Below are 17,755 nucleotides of genomic sequence, written 5' to 3'. Positions count from 1 at the left end.
AAACGATACTTATTTAAAAGCAAGAAAAGAACTTTATAAAAGTATTGATGAATTTAAAAAACTTGGCTTTAAAGATTTAGAAAATGCTTATCAAACTTATATGAATTCTTTGATTGTAAATAAAGAAATAAATAGTAAAGACGAAACAATAAATAAAAATAAAAACAAAGAAATAAATAAAAATTTAAATCAAGATGAAAATTCAAATCAAGAAAGTGATACAAAAGAAAATACAAATAGCACAAAAGAACAAGATTTTTATCTTTTATCTTCTCATTCTAAAAACCTAAACCATTTCATCTTAGAAAATAAAGACAAAAATAAAAAAATTATCTTTTTAAATAATGCTTCATCGATGTCAAATTTAATCCATATTTATGATAGTCATTGCGATATTTTTATTAAAAATGAATCTTTACTTGACATTAAAAGAATAGAAAAAGAATATGATATTAAATTTAAAGAATTTAGCACAAGAGTATTTTTTTATGAAAAACTTCTTTTAGGTGCAAAAGAAAATAATGAGTTTTCATTTGAAGATAAAGAAGAAAATTTGCTTTATTATTTTAAATACGATAAAGAGGATTTAAATTCTCTAGGGGATTTGAATATAAAATATAACAATCATAATGCAAAGATTAAAAATTATTCTAGTAGTTATTGTAAGTATTATTGTAAAATAGCTTAATTTAGGATTATAAATGAAAAAACTTTTTTATAGACTTAAAAGATTTTATATACCCTGTATTATATTAATCATAATACTTGCCGTGCTTGCAAAATTACTTTATTCTCCTTTATATACGATTTATTGGGGAATGTATCATCATCCTAAGGCTCAATTAAATTTTAAAAATTTTGAAAAAATGACTTTAAATCCAAGTCCTAAAGATATGATTAAAATTGTAGATGATTATCAGCCTAAACTAGAAGACTTTAAAGATTTAAATGCAAAAATGCAAAAGGCTATTTTTGATTTTAAGGTGGCTAAATTCTTTGGATTTGAAGATAGGTATTGCCAAAATTTTATTCAAAGCAACATTGATATTTTTATCTTTCTACATGGTAGAGAGCAAACCTATTTTAATTATCTTAATTTCATAAGCGATTTAAACTCAAATGAAAAACAAAAATACCTAAACTTAAGAGCCTCTACTAAAGATTTAGAAAAACAAATTTTTGAAGAAAAACTTAAATTTATAAAGCACTATGAAGAATTTTATGATTATTTAGATAGTATAGGTTATTTGGATAAGGGAGCTTGGTATAAAGCTATGGCTCTTTACTCAAAAGTATCAATTCAAGGAATGTTTTTACTTTACAACACCCAATTATGTTCTTTTAAAGACAAATTGACAATATTCAAACAAGTGAAAGAAAGTTATAATATACTTAAAAAATTAGATACACTAGAATTTTCTAATGAAGAAATAAATAAAAAGTGGAAAAGTAATCATAAAGCAATAATAATCTTTATAGGTAATTATTTAAACAAAATCCAAAAGGCCTTAGATGAATGCAAATGAAAATAATACCACTATTAATATTAAAGAAAATATAAAAGAAGCCTTAAGAGAAGGGCAAGAAATTGTAGAAAGTGATATAAGGAATACGATAAATGTCTATTTATAAAGAATGTGAAGTTTGTAAAACAAAAATCAATAAATTACAAAATATTTGGAATATATTCTCAGGCAAATTAGAAATAAAATGCAAAAATTGCAAAAGTAAATATGGTGTTTCTAGTAAAGTTATAGATTGGGTGTATAGTATTTTTTGTGAAAACTTATTACTCTTTCCACCAATTGTATTTTTAAATTTCATATATTTAGGTAGATATTTTTCAAAATATGGATTATTTGAAATGATATGTTATTTATCAATAATCATTCTTTTTAGTAGAAAACTAATAAATATTGTTTTACTTCTTCTTTGCAAATTAAAAAGGATAGAAAATGAGAGATAAATTTTTAAAAAGAGTATTAAAATTATGTTTTTTTACATTTTTTATTTACAACACCGCTTATGCTTTGTGTACTGATGAGTTGAGCGATGAGGATTTAAAATTTATACAAAATACAAATTTCAATCAAGTTAATTTTAAATGTAATATAAACAATCAAACATACTATTACAACAATCTTACTCGAAAAGAATATTTACAAAACTTAGAAGAACTTAAGGCGATTTATTTTAATCTGAACAAAAAAGAATTAAAAACACTAAGCTATATCATCTATATTAATGAAGCACTTTTTTATCTAAAACTTGATTTGAATTTTTTTAAAAACTTTTTTTCTGTGCAAAAAAACGATATTTCAAACCTTGAAAGCTTAAGAAATTCTCATTATAAGCAAATAGAAAATAGTCTGACATTAAATCAGAAAGAAAAATTACAAAACTCTTTTGTTTTAGCAGATCAAATTTTGCAAAAAACGCAATTGCAAAGGATTATATTGATATTTCTTCCAATCTTATAGAGCAGAGCAAACAAGAAAATAAAGAAATTTTAAAGTATATTGAAAGTTCAAACAAAGATATCTTCTCTCTTAAAAATATCAATCAATTAACCTTTCTTTATAATGCAAATTTACTTATAAATGAGGCTAAAAATTATCCACAAAGATCAGCTCTTGCCTATGATAAAAATGAAGCATTAAAACTTTTAGAAACACTTTTAAAAACAATGAATAAAATTTCAAATAAAGAAGATAAACTCGTGCTTTTGCAAAATGCTTTAATTACTTACAATAAAGCAATATCGAGCTTAGATATTGATTTACCACTAAATGAACAAAAATATAAAAAAATAATCAAAAGAAAAGAATATATTATTTTAATGGGACGATTTTTTCAAAGCGATGCGTTTACTTATTTTAACACCAATCTAAAAAGAAAATTTGATTTTAAGGATGATTTTATTCAAATTTTTCCAAAAAGAACGAGTGAAATTTTAAAACTCATTGCAATTTACAATCAAACAAAAAAACTTTAATACTTACAAAAGAAGCTTTAAAATATAAGGAATAAATATGTCAGACAAAAATGACTTAATAATACCCGAAGAGATTAGACAAGCTTGGGATGAAATAGAACCTATTTTAGATTATGGAAATACTATTTTAGAAACTTTCAATTCTTGCGGATTAATTTGCAAAAAAATTCCTATTACTGGCGATATTATCAATTTTATTTTGGTTTGGGATGAAGAAAAAAGCGTATACTACTTTGCCTTATAGTCAAGGATATATTAACCAAGCCCATTTTTGAGGCAACTAGAGTGAGCTACATGCGGTACCAAACAAACTTACAACTAATTTCTCCTTTCTATAGTTTTATTTTTCTTTTTAATTAGTAGGTTTTCTTGTTAAATTCTCAAAATTGCTTTCAATTTTTTTGTATTTTTATAAAATAGTCTTGTATTTTATCTACATTAATACTTCCAATAATATCAGCAATAAATTCACTTAAATCTATTTTACTAAAATCTAACTTTTGAAATTCTTCTGGAGTAAATCCTCTATAATCAGGACTCTTTGGAGAACCCCAACCTCTTTTAATTTGTGGGCGTCCTTGCTCATTAAATATTCTTGCTAATTTTGAGTTAAAACAACAATATGTTTTTTATGCTGAATACAAGTTATGAATTTATTTTTTAGAGCAATATTCACCAACTTCTACACATCTATTTTACTTATTGAGTTTTACTAGCTTTTTTTATCTTCTTTGTAAGGTATAAGCCCTATAAATACTTTATCTTTATCGCAGCAACCACCTTCCTCTCTAGTTAAGCCAAAAAATTTGTCTTTAGAGCGACATCTTTTATCTTTTTTTTATTAAAGATAAAAATTTATCCTCTATAAGAACCATCATCTTCTCAACCATTATTATTTTCATCATTAATACCAACTTAAGTATCTTCATATTCAATATCGCTAGTGCTTTTTAAAACACAACTATTACATTTAGAATAGTTATTGTTTTAAACATACAATATCTTTACTAGCTTCTAAAACTATCTAAAGCATCGCATTCATATTTTATTTTGCCAACATAAACAGGATATAAAATAAAATATTTAATATAGCATAATGTAGAATATAGATATTAGAAAAAAATTAAATGGTAATGATTTTAAAAAATGTTTATAGCTTTGAAAAAAATAGCTAAAATTATACAAGAGGTTAAATCTTTAAAATGAGATTTAACCTACTTTAGCAATTCATATAATAACAAATATTCTATTTTAGAATTTAAATCCACAATATTCTTTCCTTGAAATTCACACTCTAAAAATTTTAATATATCACCTATTTAGCAAAACAATATCACTTTTTAACATTTTTACAATAAAATACAAAGTATGTGCAAATAAAAAAATATTTCATTAAAGTATAGATATTGATGAGTTTGGTTGGTAAATTATATGGCGACCTCGGGCACCACTTATTTTTTGCGGGAATAGCTCAGGGGTAGAGCACAACCTTGCCAAGGTTGGGGTCGCCGGTTCGAATCTCGTTTCCCATTCCATAGAATAAAAAATATAAAATCTCTTTAATTATAAATTCTCGCTTTTTTCTAATACTAAAAAATACTCATTTTCTAGAATTTCAAGTTCTTTTTGCATTACTTCAAGCTCTTGATAAAGCTTGTTAATACCTATTTCTTGATATACATTTGGATCGGATAAATCTTGATTTAATTTAGCTATCTTTTGCTCTAAAAAATCTATTTTTTCAGGATGGTTTTTTAATATCTCATTTTCTTTGTAGCTCAATTTTTTGGAACTTTTTTCTTTTTGGTTATTATTTTGCTCTTGGGTTTGAAGCTCTAAAGCAAAATTATCCAATTCTTCAATTTCTTTTTCATTTTCAAGATATTCAGTATAAAGAGTGTGTAAAATATTTATATATCCATTTCCCTCAAAAGCATAAAGTTTTGTTGCGATTTTATCAACAAAATATCTATCGTGTGATACTAGCAAAATAGCCCCTTCAAAACTAAGTAAGTATTCTTCTAATATATTAATTGTAGCTATATCAAGATCATTAGTTGGCTCATCTAAAATCAAAACATCATATTCTTTAATAAAAAGCAAGGCTAAAGCAACGCGATTTTTCTCTCCGCCACTTAAAAGATCCACGCTTTTATCTAAAAATTCCTTAGGAAATAGAAAATTTTTCAAATATCCATAAACATGCATATTTTTACCACGAACTTCAACCCTATCTCCACCATTGGGACAAAAAATTTCAAGCAAGCTTTTATCAGAATTTACCAAGCTTCTAGCCTGATCAAAATATCCTATCTTAAGCTCTCCGCGTTTTATTTCACCGCTATCTTGTTTTATTTGCCCTAGAAGAATTTTTAACAATGTTGATTTCCCACAACCATTTCTTCCTACGATAGCTATGCGTTCACCTTGTAAAACACGCGTTGAAAAATCTTTAAAAAGATTTTTATTGTTTATATTTTTGCTTATATTTTTAAGCTCAAAAAGCATTTTTTTACGATTGATCGTTTTTTCTCCATTAAAATTTAAAGCTGCTCTTGAAATTTCAAGTTTCAAGCGTTTGATTGCTCCAGGATTTTTTTTCGCTTCTTCACGCATTTTAAAAATGCGTTCTTTTCGTCCTTCATTTCTTTTAAGTCTTGCCTTAACCCCTCTTCTAAGCCATTCTTCTTCGTTTTTTAATTGCTTTAAAAGAGTTTCATGGCTCTTAGCAAGGCTTTGCAAAATTTGTGTTTTTTTCTCTAAATAGTTTGCATATCCGCCTTTAAAAATACTAAGCTTACCCTGCTCTACTTCTACACACTTGTGTGCTATAGCGTCAATAAAATATCTATCATGGGAAATAAAAATCACACACATCTTTGAATTTTTTAGCAATTCTTCCAAAAAGCTTGTCATATATACATCTAAATGATTAGTTGGTTCATCAAGCAATAAAATATCAGGATTTTTTAGTAAAAGTATGCAAAGCCCAACGCGGCGTATTTCTCCACCACTTAAAGTAGATATAATGCGATTTTCATACTCAAGTAAACTAAATTCTTTTAAAACGCGTATTATTTTAGATTCTATACTCCAAGCATCTTTACTATCAATCAAAGTCATAAGCGTATCTATTTTTTTAAGATAATCTTTATTACTAGGATCTTCTTCTAATTTTTTATGCAGTATTTCATATTCTTCCAAGGTATTGTAAATTTCTACAAGCTCTTGCTTGATGGCTTCTTTTACGCTTAAATTTGCATTAAAATCAACGGTTTGTGAAAGCATGGCTATGCTTTTTCCATTTTGTCTTATTATTCTACCGCTATCTAAAGGAAGTGTGCCTAAAAGCATTTTTAAAAAAGTAGATTTTCCTTCTCCATTTTTGCCTATAATAGCAATCTTTTCTCCCTCGTTTGCGCTAAAATTTACTTCATTTAAAACTATTTTGTCTCCAAATTTTTTTGAAGCTTCAATTAAATCTATAAGAGCCATTTTTTATCCTTGACTGAGTTTAAAGCTAAAACTAGAACCATAACCTAAAGTGCTAGAAATTTCAAGATAACTTTTATGTATATTTAAAATTTTCTTTACTAAAAAAAGTCCCAAACCAAAAGAATTATCACTTTTTACATCAATTTTATAAAATTTTTTTGTAATCAATTTTATTTTATCTTCTTCTATGCCTTTTCCAAAATCTTGCACTATTATCTTTTGATCTCTTGCCGTTAAAATGACTTCTTTTTGACTATATTTTAAAGCATTAGAAAGCAAATTTATAATCACTTGCTCGATTAAAAATTCATCGGCCTTAACTTTCGTGCTTTTACCTTGCAATGCAACTCTTTCAAAGCCTGGGTTTTTAGTGATTTTTTCACATAGAGAAAAAAGATCAAATTCTTGCATCTGCAAGGCTTCACTATTAAGATTAAAAACAAAATTAAGCTTATGGGTTAAAGCATTAAGTTTAACGCTTTGACGTGAAATTTTTTCTAGTAATTCCTTTTTTAATTTTTTATCTTCCAATTGCTCATCTTTTAGCATCTCTAAGCTAAGATCAATCACGCTTAATGGATTTTTAAGCTCATGAGAAATAGCAGAAATCACGCTAGCAAGCTGAGTATTTTTTAAAGTGATTTTATCGCTTTGTTTTTTATTTTTTTGGGTATTCTTTAGAATTTTATCTTTAGTTTTTAAAAGTTTCTCATTTAGTAAATTAAATTCTTTAAACATTCCTTTTTCTAATATAACAACTTTATGATCCCCTATAGAATCCAAAAAATCCAAAATTTTATTAAAATTTTTCTCTATTCTTCTACCTAACAACAACATTAAAATAAAAACAAACAGCAAGCATACTCCAAAACCGATTGCCATTTTTGTCCAAAAAAGCTCTAAATCTAAAAAACGAGGATAAACAATAATAATATATTTATATCCTTTGTAAATAAAGCTTTTAGTGAGAATTTTTTTTGAATCGAAATTTAAAATTTCTCCTTCTTTAAGATTAGAAAAAAAATCAGGATTTTTTACAGAACTTATTTTCATATCATTGTTTAGGATAATAAAATCAGCCCTAGTATCTTTAGCAAAATCCTTAATATTAGCATCATTTAAATGCTCTAAGAGGGAAAATTTTAAAACATCATCAAGGCTTTTGATTTTTTGTTCATATTGTTTTATAAGCAAGAAATTAAGATAAGAGTTAGTAAAAGTATAAAAAATAAACCCAAAAATCAAAGCCAATACAACAAAAAAAACTATAAAAATATTTTTAGTTTTTAGCATAATTTATAGCCAACACCCCTAACACTTATAATATGATCTTTTAGTTTTGGAAATTTATTTCTAAGTCTTGTTAGAGCTATATTGATTGTTTTATCACTTGTAGTATCATCTTTCCAAACGCTTTCGCTTAAAAATTGTCTAGTAAGCAAGGTATTTGGATTTTCAAAAAAATATTTTAAAAGCTCATAGTCAAGATTTGAGATTTCTAATTTTTGATTTTTGTAAAAGAATTCATAATTAGCCAAATCTAAAATAAAATCACCAAAAGATAGTTTTTCTTCTTCTTTTTTATGGCGTTTTAAAATTGCTTTAATGCGAAGCAAAAGCTCATTAAAATCAAAAGGTTTACAAACATAATCATCACAACCACTTTCAAAGCCTTCGAGCAAATCTTGATGCAAAGCCTTGGCTGTAAGAAAAATAACTGCTTCTTTATATCCTTGCTCTCTTAAATCTTGAATTTTTCCTAAAGAATCTCCACTGGGCAAATTTCTATCGACTATTAAAAGATCGATTTGCTCATTATCGAGCAAATCTTCAACTCCAAAAAAATCCGCTAAAGATATAACTTCATAACCACTAGATTTTAACTTTAAAACAAGCAGTTCGTTTAAATCTATATCATCTTCTATAATTAAAATTTTAAATTTCAACATATTGGACAAATACACACGCCTCTAATTGTTTTAGTTCATCTAATACTTCTTTTTGAACTTTTTCATCAATCAAAACAACAGCCAAAGCATACCCAAAACCATCTCTACCAAGCCTAAAATCAGCTATGTTGATATTTTTAGCTGCCAAAACGGAACTGATTTTAGCTATAACTCCTGGTATGTCTTTGTTTTTAAAAATAATCATTTTTCCCTTTGGCTTAAAATCAGTTTTAAAGCCATTTAATCCAACTATGCGTTGTTCATTTTCATTAAACACTGTTCCTGAAACACTGGTATTTGAATTTTCGGTGATAATTTTAACGCTAAGTTTATTATTATAACCACTATTTGGAAGAGTTTCGCAAGATAATTCAACTCCTTTTTCTTTGGCAACAAATTCTGCATTAACATAATTAATTTTCTCTCCTAAAATTCCACCCAAAGCACCAACAGCTGCAAAAGTTAGCATAGAATTTGCATACTCACCAATAATTCCTTCAGCCTCTAATTTAATACTTTTTATAGGATTTTTATCAATTTGAACAGCTAAAAAAGCCATTTTAGAAACAAGTTCTATATAAGGAGCTACAAAAGGTGGTAAGTCTTCAGTTTTAATTGGTAAATTTAAGGCATTAGGATAAGCCACGCCTCGTGCTGCACTTAATGCTTGCTCACAAGCTTCTCTTGCGATATTGTCTTGACTTTCTAAAGTATTTGCTCCTAGGTGAGAAGTAACTGAAATATTTTCAAAGTCTAAAAGAGGATGATTGGTCGCGGGTTCTTTATCGAACACATCTATACCAAGCCATGCTATTTTACCACTTTTTAAACCTTCATATAAAGCCTCTTCTGTGTATAATCCTCCGCGAGCACAATTTATTAATCTTATTCCATCTTTCATTTTTGCAATTTCTTGCTTTCCTATTATACCATTGGTTTCTTTGGTTTTTGGTGTGTGAATAGTAATAAAATCACTTTTTTCTAAAATTTCATCCAAATTTTTTGCTTGCTCCATATCTAAATCTGTAATCTTAGAAGCAGAAATATACGGATCATAGGCTAAAATTTTCATACCAAATACTTTAGCACGGATAGCTACTCTTGAACCTATATTTCCAAAACCTATAACCCCTAGCGTTTTATTCATCAATTCAATGCCATACCATTTTTCTCTTTCCCATTTTCTTTCAATTTTTAAAAAATTATGAGCATTGACAAAGCTTCTAGCTGATGTTAAAAGATGTGCCATTGTTAGTTCAACTGCGGCAATAGTATTTGCAGTTGGGACATTCATCACAATCACTCCTCGTTTAGAACACTCTGGAATATCAACATTATCTACGCCCACCCCAGCACGCACAAGCGCTTTTAATTTTTTGGCATGATTTAAAAAATTTACATCTACATCCGTAGAACTTCTAGTAATTGCAACTTCAACATCGCTTAGCATTTGCATAAGTTCATCTTTTGGAAATTTTGCAGCTTCTATAAGCTCAATATCTTCAGCTTTTCTTAGAATATCGACACCTTTATCCAAAATAGCATCACACACTATAATCTTTTTTTTCATAACCAAATTTCCTTTACTTCTGTATTTATTTTATATTTTTTTAATTCTTTGATAATATCATCTATAAGTTTTTCATTGCCTGTATCCAAGAAGATTTCTGGACTATCGCCAGATTTAAGAAGAAAATACTTCACATTAAAAGAATTTAAAGTCTGCCTTAAGCAAAACATAGAATAAATATCATATTTTCCAACTATAAGCTGATAATATTTATTTTTCTCCTTAAGCTCGCTAGTATCTACATCAAAATATAAGGTAAATTTTTCTGCTGCTGGGGTAAAATCTCTTGTAGGCCATTTTGCTAATTCTTCTTGCCATGAAAGATCTTGATTTTGGGTTTGAATGCTTGGCTGCGTATTTGTATCTTTAGCAAATTGTGGAATAAAATTTACATTAGCTTTAAATTGCCAAAGCAATGTAAAAACAACAGCAAGCAAAATGAGTAATAAAATACTCAAAATGCTTATTGTAATGTATTTTTTCATTAAGCTAGCTGATCTTTAATGATATCACCTAAAGTTACTTTATCATCATTATTGATTTCATTAAGAACTTCTCTTTCTTTCATTCTAACAAGATTTTTGACACTTAGGCGAATTCTATTTTTCTTTTCATCAATAAAAACTATAGCAGCTTCAATATCGTCGCCAATTTTTAAATTTTCAAGCATAGAAGTGCTTATATCTTCTTTATGAATTAAAGCATCAACATTTTTACTTAGCTCTACAAAAACACCAAAATCTTTAATATCACGAATAGTGCCTTTTACAATATCGCCGACTTTATGAATTTTGGCATATTCTTGCACTGGAGAACTGTTTAATTCTTTTGTGCTTAATGATATTTTTTGGTTTTCTTCATCTATTTTGATAATTTTTACCTTGATTTTATCCCCTTGAGAGAATTTATCTTTACATTTATCGTTTCTATCCCAAGAAGCATCTTCATTATGTAATAAACCTTCAATACCGCCAAGTTTAACAAACGCACCAAAAGAAGTTACCGAGGTGATCTCCCCTTCAACCACATCTGCAATTTTGTAAGATTTCATAAATTCATCAAAAGGTCTAGAAAGTAAATTTCTTAAAGAAACTCTTAAGCGTCTTTCATTTGGATTGATTTCAATTACTTCAACATCAATTTCTTGACCTTTGTTGATATAATCTTTTGGATTTTTAATATTTTTATCCCAAGAAATTTCACTGATATGTAAAAATCCTTCTATATCATTTCCTAAATCCACAAAAGCACCATAAGGCTCTATATTTGATACTATTACTTTAATGGTATCACCTACATCAAGAGTATCTTTTATCTCGCTCCATGGATCAGGTAAAGCCGCTTTTATAGACAAGGATAAATGTTTGCGTTCTTTATCATACTTTATAACTTTAACTGGAACCTTATCACCCTCTTTATAAAGTGTTCCAGGATTTACAGGTCCTTTGTAAGAAATTTCGCTGTAATGAACAAGACCATCAACACCTCCTACATCCACAAACATACCATAAGTAGTAATTTTTTTCACAATACCTTCAATTAAATCTTCTTGTTGTACTACATTATTGATCAATTCTTTGCGTTTTCTTCTCTCGTCATCTAAAGTTTTTTTACGAGAAACAATGATACTTTGCTCATCTTTGTCGATTTTAATAATTTTAACTTTAAACGTTTTGCCTATAATATTATTTGTTTCTTTGAAGCCATATTGAGATTTTGGTAAGAAAAATTCAACATCATTTTCATCAACAACTATCAATCCGCCTTTATTTTTTCCAACTACTTTTACGGTAAAAATATCATCTTGATTTTCTTGATAGTTTTTAATAAATTCGATAACTTTTTCTTTTCTCAAAGCTTTTTTATGAGAAAGTAAAGATCTGCCACCACGAGAACCCATAACAGCAACTTTAATACCATCGCCTACATTAAATAATAGCTTAGAATTGTCATCTTGTATTTCGCTAAGAGCTAAAATACCTTCAGATTTTTTACCTATATCTACATAAACTTCATCATTTTTAATCTCTACAATCACACCCTCTGTTGTAGCCTCTTCTCTTGATTTATCAAAAGCTTCTAAAAGCTGTCCAAAATCTTCTTCCTCAAGATAATCATCTACGCCGCCTTGAACTTTTTTGTTCACCTCGCTCATTATGGTCCTTTTAAATAATTTTTAGAAATTGATTGATTTTACCTTATTTTTCTTTAATTAGTGTTAAGTTTTTTTATTTTTGTTAATTTTTTTTAAATTTTTGACTTTTTTATGCTATTTGAAAACATTTTTTAATTAATTTTAAAATTTTTTATTTTGGCGATAACTTTTTGTATGATCCAATCAGGAGTACTAGCACCTGCACTAATGCCGCAATGTTTTTTATCTAAAAACCATTCTTTTTTTAACTCTTCTTCGGTTTCAATTAGATAGCTATCTTCACAATTGGTTTTTGCAATTAAAAAAAGTTGTTTTGTATTGGCTGAGTTTTTACCCCCTACAACAACCATAACATCACTTTTAAGCGAGAGTTCTTTAATGGCATCTTGATTTTTAAAGGTTGCATCACATATAGTGTTAAAAACTCTTACTTCTTTGGTTTTAAGTATTAAAAAATTTACTATCTCCATAAAATGCTCAGGCTTCTTAGTTGTTTGGCTTACTACAGCTATTTTATTAGGAAGTTTTATATTTTGAAGTTCTTTTTTATCCAAAACTACATAAGCTTTTGTACTTACATAACTTTTTACTCCTTTAACTTCGGGATGATTTTCATCTCCAAAAATAACAACTTCATAACCCTCCTTACTCATTTGCTCGCAAATTTGTTGTGGTTTTGTAACAAAAGGACAAGTGGCATCAAAAATTTCTATATCTTTTTTTCTCAATTCTTCTAAATCTTGCTTTGTAATACCATGGGTTCTTATAATAGCCTTTTTTTCATTACTTAAAGCTTGTATATTTTCCAAAGTTTTGACATTAAAATTTTTTTGCAAACGAGAAATTTCTTCGTTATTGTGAATAAGAGGGCCTATAGTTGCGGCATCTTTTATTTGTTCTGCTTTTTTAATAGCTCTTTTAACACCAAAACAAAAACCATAGTTTTTTGCTAATTCAATAATCAATCCTAGCTCCTAAATTTGATAAAATCTCTATAAAATTTGGAAAAGAAGTTTTTATACAATCACTATCATCAATCTCGATTCCACAAAGCAAACCTAAAATAGCAAAACTCATAGCAATACGGTGATCTCCATAGCTTTTAATTTTTGAAGATTTTAGTTCGCATCCACCTTCTATTTCAAAACCATCATCAAGTTCTCTAGCTTCAACACCACAAAGCTTTAGATTTTCAACCATCACAGCAATCCTATCGCTTTCTTTAACACGTAATTCTTTAGCATTTATTAAACTAGATTTACCCTTAGCCAAAGCAAAAGCTATAGCCAAAGCAGGCGCTTCGTCTATTAACCAAGCGATATTATCTTTAACTTCTATGCCATTAAGCTTGCTAGACTCCACCCTGATCTCACCAATAGTTTCAAAATCATTTTGAGTTATTGTCATTTCAAGCTTGGCACCCATTTTTTGCAAAATTTTATACGCCTCTATACGAGTAGGATTAAGCAAAATATTTTTTAAAATAATTTGAGATTTAGGCAAAATAATAGCTGCTAAAACAAAATAAAAAGCCGAAGAAGGATCATTAGGAATGATTATATTTTGAGCTTTTAAAGGTTTTTTTAAAGGATTTATTTCAAGACTTAAGCCATCATTACTAACCCTTATTGGAGCTTTCATAGCCTTTAGCATGTTTTCACTATGATTTCGACTAAGAGAAATTTCACTAAAAGTGCATACATTATCAGCTCTAAAAGCAGATAAAATCATAGCTGTTTTAACTTGAGCCGAAGAAATTTCGCTTTTAAAATTAAAAGCTTTTAATTTTTGACCTTCTATACAAAGTGGAGCTAAATTTGCCTCATTTCTTCCATAAATTCTAGCGCCTATTTGAGTAAGTGGTTTGCTTATCCTTCTCATAGGACGATTGTTTAAATACTTATCTCCACTTAAAACAAAAAAACCAGAAATTCCTGCTAAAAATCCTATCATCAAACGTATAGCAGTTCCTGAATTTCCACAGTCTAAAATACAATTTGGAGATAAAATTTCTTTAGGGGGTATAATTTTGACGCAAGAATCTTTTTGTTCAATTTTAGCTCCAAGATTTTTTATAATTTCAAGAGTGTTTAAAGTATCTTGAGCTAAGAGATAATTTTGAGCCTTATTTTCTTCTTGTGTTAAAAGCGAAAATATAGCAAAACGATGAGATATGCTTTTATCTGCTGCTATATTTTCAAGTATAGCATTTACAGGGGTTTGCAATTTGTAAATTTTCATCTTAAATCAAGACCCAAATTTTTAAGAGTGTTTAAAATTTTATCCATACATTCATTCACTTGATTATCTTCTAGAGTTTTATTTATATCCCTAAAAGAAAAACTTATAGTAATGCTATAAAATTCTTTAAGGTTTTCATCACTATAAATATCAACTAAACGAAAATTTTCAAGTATTTCTAAATTCAATTCTTCGATACAATTTTTAATCTGATTGTATTCAAAACCTTTAGGTATTAACACGCTAAGATCTCTAGTGATAGCTGGGAATTTGGAGTAAGGCTTAGCTATTTTAAAATCTTGCCTGATTAAATCTAAATCAAGTTCGCAAATATATGTTTTTGGTAAATCTCTCTCATTTTCTATTTTTAAATGCAAACGGCCTATAAAACCTACTTTAATATCCGATAGATAAATATCTGCTTGTTCATAAGGGCTTAAAATATTATATTTTGATGATTTTAGTTTAAAATCACCTATAATATTTTTAATGTCCAAAAGAAAATCATAAAATTGCACCGATTCAGGTTTGGCCTTGTTGGAAATTTTAGCTTCTTCTTTTAAGCCAGAATGGATAAATGCGATACGATTTAATTCTTGATTATTAACATTGAAAACAACCCCTAATTCAAAAAGTTTAATAATTTTTTTAGAATTTTTTGCATTTAAACTTGCTGCATTTAACAAATGATTTAAAAGGGTTGTTCTTAAAGTATTAAGTTCTGCTGTAATTGGATTGATTAGTTTTAATTTAACAGAATCAAAACCCAATCTTTTAAGTTCTTCTTCATTATCCAAAACATAATGTAAGCTTTCAAAATAACCACTAGCTACTGCTCTTTTCCTTAAATTCAAAAACTCAATATAATTTTTATATGCAGAATTTAAACGATTTTTTTCTATAAATTCTAAACCCTTAGAAGCAATATTATCAATACCTATAATTCTTACAACTTCCTCGCAAATATCTGATAAATTTTTAATATCAGGACGATGTAAAGGTGCTTTAACATTTATAAGCCCTTCACCTGAAAGTATGAGTTCAAAACCTAATTTTTTCAATATTTTTAATACTTCATCTTTATCAACATTTTGCCCTATTATATCGCCAATACTTTCAATGCTTATTGGTATGATTGGTAATTCTTTGTCGGTTAAAATTTGTTGAGAAGAACTATAAATAACAAGATTTGGAATCTGCTCAAAAATACCAAGCAAAAAATCCATTCCTAAATTTAATTTAGGTTCACTTCCCCTAAAACTTCTATAAAGCATTTTTTCATCTTGATCTTTATGATATATTTTAGCATCTGCAATTACCAATGGATCGGTATAATTAGCCTCAATAATAATTATTTTAGAATCATCTTTACATCTACTTTCATTATTTTGGAAAATTCCGCTAAAGCTTAAAAGTTTATCTTTGTAAGATACTTTTGTTTCTCCATGCACTTGCTTGCTTAAATTAATGGTAAATTCTTCATCTTTTTCAGAAAAACTACTTAAATCATAAGCATTAAAAAGAACACCAGTTGAATGCGTTGCATAATTTAATAAATTTTCTATGGAATTATTTCCCAAACCTTCAATTTGAGCAAGTCTTAAACTAAGCAATAAATTTGTTTGAATTTCTTCTTTTAGCTCTATGGCTCGATAATTATAAAGTCCATTAAGTTCTTTCTCAGCTGCTAAGCGCAAAATTCTACCGATACCTAAAACATTTTCACTTTCTTTAAATGGTTTTGGTTCTTTTAAATTTAAATTTAAAGCTGCGGCTAAATCACGAGCTATACCATAAATACTTAAACAATCACCCCTATTAGGAGTAAGTTCCACTTCTATTAGCTCATCATTAAAAATTTCATAAGTATTTAAAGGTCTCCCAAGTTCTAATTTCCCTATACTCTCATCTAAAAGCATAATTCCTTCATTGATTTTTTCAAAACCCAGTTCTAAACTAGAACAAAGCATACCACAAGAATCCACTCCTCGCAATTTTGCTTCTTTTATTTCCATACCGTTTGGCATGATAGCACCTTTAGTTGCAACAGCTACAAATTGTCCTACATCAACATTCGCAGCACCGCAGACAATTTGCAAGGTTTCACTTCCGATATCAACTTGACAAATGCTTAATTTATCTGAATTTTCATGTTTAATTTTTTCCTTAACATAGCCTACAACAACTTTATCTGGAGCCTTTAAAGCGCCAACCCTATCAACTTCTATACCTATAGAGTTTAAAGTTTTAGCTATTTTATCTGAACTTATTTCTTCAAGTTCTAACCAATCATTCAACCAACTTTTAGTAATTATCATCTAAACTGCTCCAATAATCTCAAATCACCTTCAAATAAAGATCTTAAATCTGGAATTTGATGCAAAAGCATTGCAAAACGTTCTACTCCCAATCCAAAAGCATAACCACTTACATTTTCATAACCAACAAAATTATAAACATTAGGATCAACTATTCCACATCCTAAAACTTCAAGCCAACCTGTATGTTTGCAAACTCTACAACCTTTTCCTTTGCAAAATACACAAGAAATATCAACTTCAGCAGAAGGTTCTGTAAATGGGAAAAAACTTGGACGAAAACGAACTTTCACATCTCCAAACATATAACGCAAAAAATCTTCCAATACACTTTTTAAATTTGCAAAGCTAACCTTTTGCCCTTCTTCCACCACAAGGCCTTCAACTTGATGAAACATAGGAGTATGCGTAATATCAAAATCTCTTCTAAATACAGCACCAGGGGCTATCATTCTAATAGGAGGTTTTTGCGCAAGCATTGTCCGTATTTGCACTGGCGAAGTTTGTGTTCTTAAAAGCCTTTTATCATCAAAATAAAAGGTATCTTGCATATCTCTTGCAGGGTGAGATTTAGGTAAATTTAACGCTTCAAAATTATGAAAGTCATCTTCTATTAAAGGCCCTTTTTCTATGCTAAAATTCAAAGCTATAAAATATTCTATGATTTTATCCATGGTGCTCATAACAGGATGCAAGGCACCTGTTGTAATACTTTCATCAAAATAGTTAAAATTTAAAGCATCTTGTTTCATTCTTTCTTCTAGAGCAAGATTTTCCAAATCTTTAAATTTGGCTAAATAAGCCTCATTAAATATTTCTTTTTGTGCATTTAGTTTAGCAGCAAATTCTTTTTTCTCCTCATCTTCTAACTCTTTAAGCTTTGCAAAGCCTTCTGTTAAAATACCTTTTTTTCCAAGAACGGAAATCCTAATGGCTTCCAAATCATTTAAATTCTCACATTTTTGAATCTGTTCTATAAAATTTTGCAATTTTCTTACCTTAAATAAAATATTTCAAGTTCTAATTCTATTA

Annotated in this window: 15 protein-coding genes and 1 pseudogene; 5 read left to right on the top strand and 11 right to left on the bottom strand. The window is 28.2% G+C overall.

What is annotated here, in order from left to right:
* The 5 genes and pseudogenes from BGS40_RS00340 to BGS40_RS00320 form a co-directional block, all read left to right on the top strand.
* A pseudogene (locus BGS40_RS00340) lies at window positions 1–688 on the top strand (hypothetical protein); the annotation flags it as partial.
* 13 nt (window positions 689–701) lie between these two features.
* Window positions 702–1,526: a hypothetical protein gene (locus tag BGS40_RS00335; protein WP_096738213.1), complete on the top strand. Its 825-nt coding sequence runs from the start codon at window positions 702–704 to the stop codon at window positions 1,524–1,526.
* Window positions 1,527–1,955: 429 nt separating this feature from the next.
* Window positions 1,956–2,480: a hypothetical protein gene (locus tag BGS40_RS09310; protein WP_180753093.1), complete on the top strand. Its 525-nt coding sequence runs from the start codon at window positions 1,956–1,958 to the stop codon at window positions 2,478–2,480.
* A 206-nt stretch (window positions 2,481–2,686) separates the two neighbouring features.
* Window positions 2,687–2,995 (top strand): hypothetical protein, encoded by a 309-nt coding sequence (locus BGS40_RS09305; protein WP_180753092.1) that lies wholly within the window; start codon window positions 2,687–2,689, stop codon window positions 2,993–2,995.
* A gap of 37 nt (window positions 2,996–3,032) precedes the next feature.
* Window positions 3,033–3,239, top strand: a complete 207-nt coding sequence (locus BGS40_RS00320; protein WP_180753091.1) for a hypothetical protein — start codon at window positions 3,033–3,035, stop codon at window positions 3,237–3,239.
* A 148-nt stretch (window positions 3,240–3,387) separates the two neighbouring features.
* On the opposite strand, the gene BGS40_RS09605 is transcribed toward BGS40_RS00320, so the two are convergent.
* From BGS40_RS09605 to pheS, 11 genes are all read right to left on the bottom strand, one after another.
* Window positions 3,388–3,588: a hypothetical protein gene (locus BGS40_RS09605; RefSeq protein ID WP_251819326.1), complete on the bottom strand. Its 201-nt coding sequence runs from the start codon at window positions 3,586–3,588 to the stop codon at window positions 3,388–3,390.
* Between the two features lie 970 nt (window positions 3,589–4,558).
* The gene (abc-f, locus tag BGS40_RS00305) at window positions 4,559–6,490 is read right to left on the bottom strand and encodes a ribosomal protection-like ABC-F family protein (RefSeq protein ID WP_096738211.1); all 1,932 of its coding nucleotides are present in this window, start codon (window positions 6,488–6,490) and stop codon (window positions 4,559–4,561) included.
* 3 nt (window positions 6,491–6,493) lie between these two features.
* Window positions 6,494–7,783 (bottom strand): sensor histidine kinase, encoded by a 1,290-nt coding sequence (locus tag BGS40_RS00300; protein WP_096738210.1) that lies wholly within the window; start codon window positions 7,781–7,783, stop codon window positions 6,494–6,496.
* On the bottom strand, window positions 7,777–8,439 hold the full coding sequence (locus BGS40_RS00295; RefSeq protein WP_052781825.1) for a response regulator transcription factor: 663 nt from the start codon (window positions 8,437–8,439) through the stop codon (window positions 7,777–7,779). Before BGS40_RS00295 ends, BGS40_RS00300 begins: the two co-directional genes overlap by 7 nt.
* Window positions 8,426–10,009: a phosphoglycerate dehydrogenase gene (gene serA, locus BGS40_RS00290; protein WP_096738209.1), complete on the bottom strand. Its 1,584-nt coding sequence runs from the start codon at window positions 10,007–10,009 to the stop codon at window positions 8,426–8,428. The genes BGS40_RS00295 and serA overlap by 14 nt, the downstream gene beginning before the upstream one ends.
* Window positions 10,006–10,494, bottom strand: coding sequence for a hypothetical protein (locus BGS40_RS00285; protein ID WP_052793844.1), 489 nt, complete (start codon window positions 10,492–10,494; stop codon window positions 10,006–10,008). The genes serA and BGS40_RS00285 overlap by 4 nt, the downstream gene beginning before the upstream one ends.
* Window positions 10,494–12,164, bottom strand: coding sequence for a 30S ribosomal protein S1 (locus BGS40_RS00280; protein WP_096738208.1), 1,671 nt, complete (start codon window positions 12,162–12,164; stop codon window positions 10,494–10,496). The genes BGS40_RS00285 and BGS40_RS00280 overlap by 1 nt, the downstream gene beginning before the upstream one ends.
* A gap of 131 nt (window positions 12,165–12,295) precedes the next feature.
* The gene (locus BGS40_RS00275; protein ID WP_002867459.1) at window positions 12,296–13,129 is read right to left on the bottom strand and encodes a 4-hydroxy-3-methylbut-2-enyl diphosphate reductase; all 834 of its coding nucleotides are present in this window, start codon (window positions 13,127–13,129) and stop codon (window positions 12,296–12,298) included.
* On the bottom strand, window positions 13,119–14,405 hold the full coding sequence (gene aroA, locus BGS40_RS00270; protein WP_052793843.1) for a 3-phosphoshikimate 1-carboxyvinyltransferase: 1,287 nt from the start codon (window positions 14,403–14,405) through the stop codon (window positions 13,119–13,121). Before aroA ends, BGS40_RS00275 begins: the two co-directional genes overlap by 11 nt.
* On the bottom strand, window positions 14,402–16,723 hold the full coding sequence (pheT, locus tag BGS40_RS00265) for a phenylalanine--tRNA ligase subunit beta (protein ID WP_096738207.1): 2,322 nt from the start codon (window positions 16,721–16,723) through the stop codon (window positions 14,402–14,404). The genes aroA and pheT overlap by 4 nt, the downstream gene beginning before the upstream one ends.
* Complete coding sequence (gene pheS, locus BGS40_RS00260) at window positions 16,720–17,712, bottom strand: phenylalanine--tRNA ligase subunit alpha (protein ID WP_096738206.1); 993 nt, start codon at window positions 17,710–17,712, stop codon at window positions 16,720–16,722. Before pheS ends, pheT begins: the two co-directional genes overlap by 4 nt.
* Window positions 17,713–17,755: the final 43 nt, after the last annotated feature.

It is taken from the genome of Campylobacter sp. 107 (genome assembly GCF_002383835.1).
GTDB classification, from domain to species: domain Bacteria; phylum Campylobacterota; class Campylobacteria; order Campylobacterales; family Campylobacteraceae; genus Campylobacter_D; species Campylobacter_D jejuni.
The sequence above is the reverse complement of the archived record's forward strand: the minus strand, read 5'-3'. Positions and strand labels throughout refer to the sequence as shown.

What these genes read in the sequence shown, in the direction of transcription:
- BGS40_RS00320 (WP_180753091.1), top strand. Translation starts at nt 3,033, where the DNA reads ATGTCAGACAAAAATGACTTAATAATACCCGAAGAGATTAGACAAGCT.
- serA (WP_096738209.1), bottom strand. Translation starts at nt 10,009, where the DNA reads ATGAAAAAAAAGATTATAGTGTGTGATGCTATTTTGGATAAAGGTGTC.
- aroA (WP_052793843.1), bottom strand. Translation starts at nt 14,405, where the DNA reads ATGAAAATTTACAAATTGCAAACCCCTGTAAATGCTATACTTGAAAAT.
- BGS40_RS00285 (WP_052793844.1), bottom strand. Translation starts at nt 10,494, where the DNA reads ATGAAAAAATACATTACAATAAGCATTTTGAGTATTTTATTACTCATT.
- BGS40_RS00335 (WP_096738213.1), top strand. Translation starts at nt 702, where the DNA reads ATGAAAAAACTTTTTTATAGACTTAAAAGATTTTATATACCCTGTATT.
- BGS40_RS00300 (WP_096738210.1), bottom strand. Translation starts at nt 7,783, where the DNA reads ATGCTAAAAACTAAAAATATTTTTATAGTTTTTTTTGTTGTATTGGCT.
- BGS40_RS09310 (WP_180753093.1), top strand. Translation starts at nt 1,956, where the DNA reads ATGAGAGATAAATTTTTAAAAAGAGTATTAAAATTATGTTTTTTTACA.
- pheT (WP_096738207.1), bottom strand. Translation starts at nt 16,723, where the DNA reads ATGATAATTACTAAAAGTTGGTTGAATGATTGGTTAGAACTTGAAGAA.
- BGS40_RS00295 (WP_052781825.1), bottom strand. Translation starts at nt 8,439, where the DNA reads ATGTTGAAATTTAAAATTTTAATTATAGAAGATGATATAGATTTAAAC.
- BGS40_RS00280 (WP_096738208.1), bottom strand. Translation starts at nt 12,164, where the DNA reads ATGAGCGAGGTGAACAAAAAAGTTCAAGGCGGCGTAGATGATTATCTT.
- BGS40_RS09305 (WP_180753092.1), top strand. Translation starts at nt 2,687, where the DNA reads ATGAATAAAATTTCAAATAAAGAAGATAAACTCGTGCTTTTGCAAAAT.
- abc-f (WP_096738211.1), bottom strand. Translation starts at nt 6,490, where the DNA reads ATGGCTCTTATAGATTTAATTGAAGCTTCAAAAAAATTTGGAGACAAA.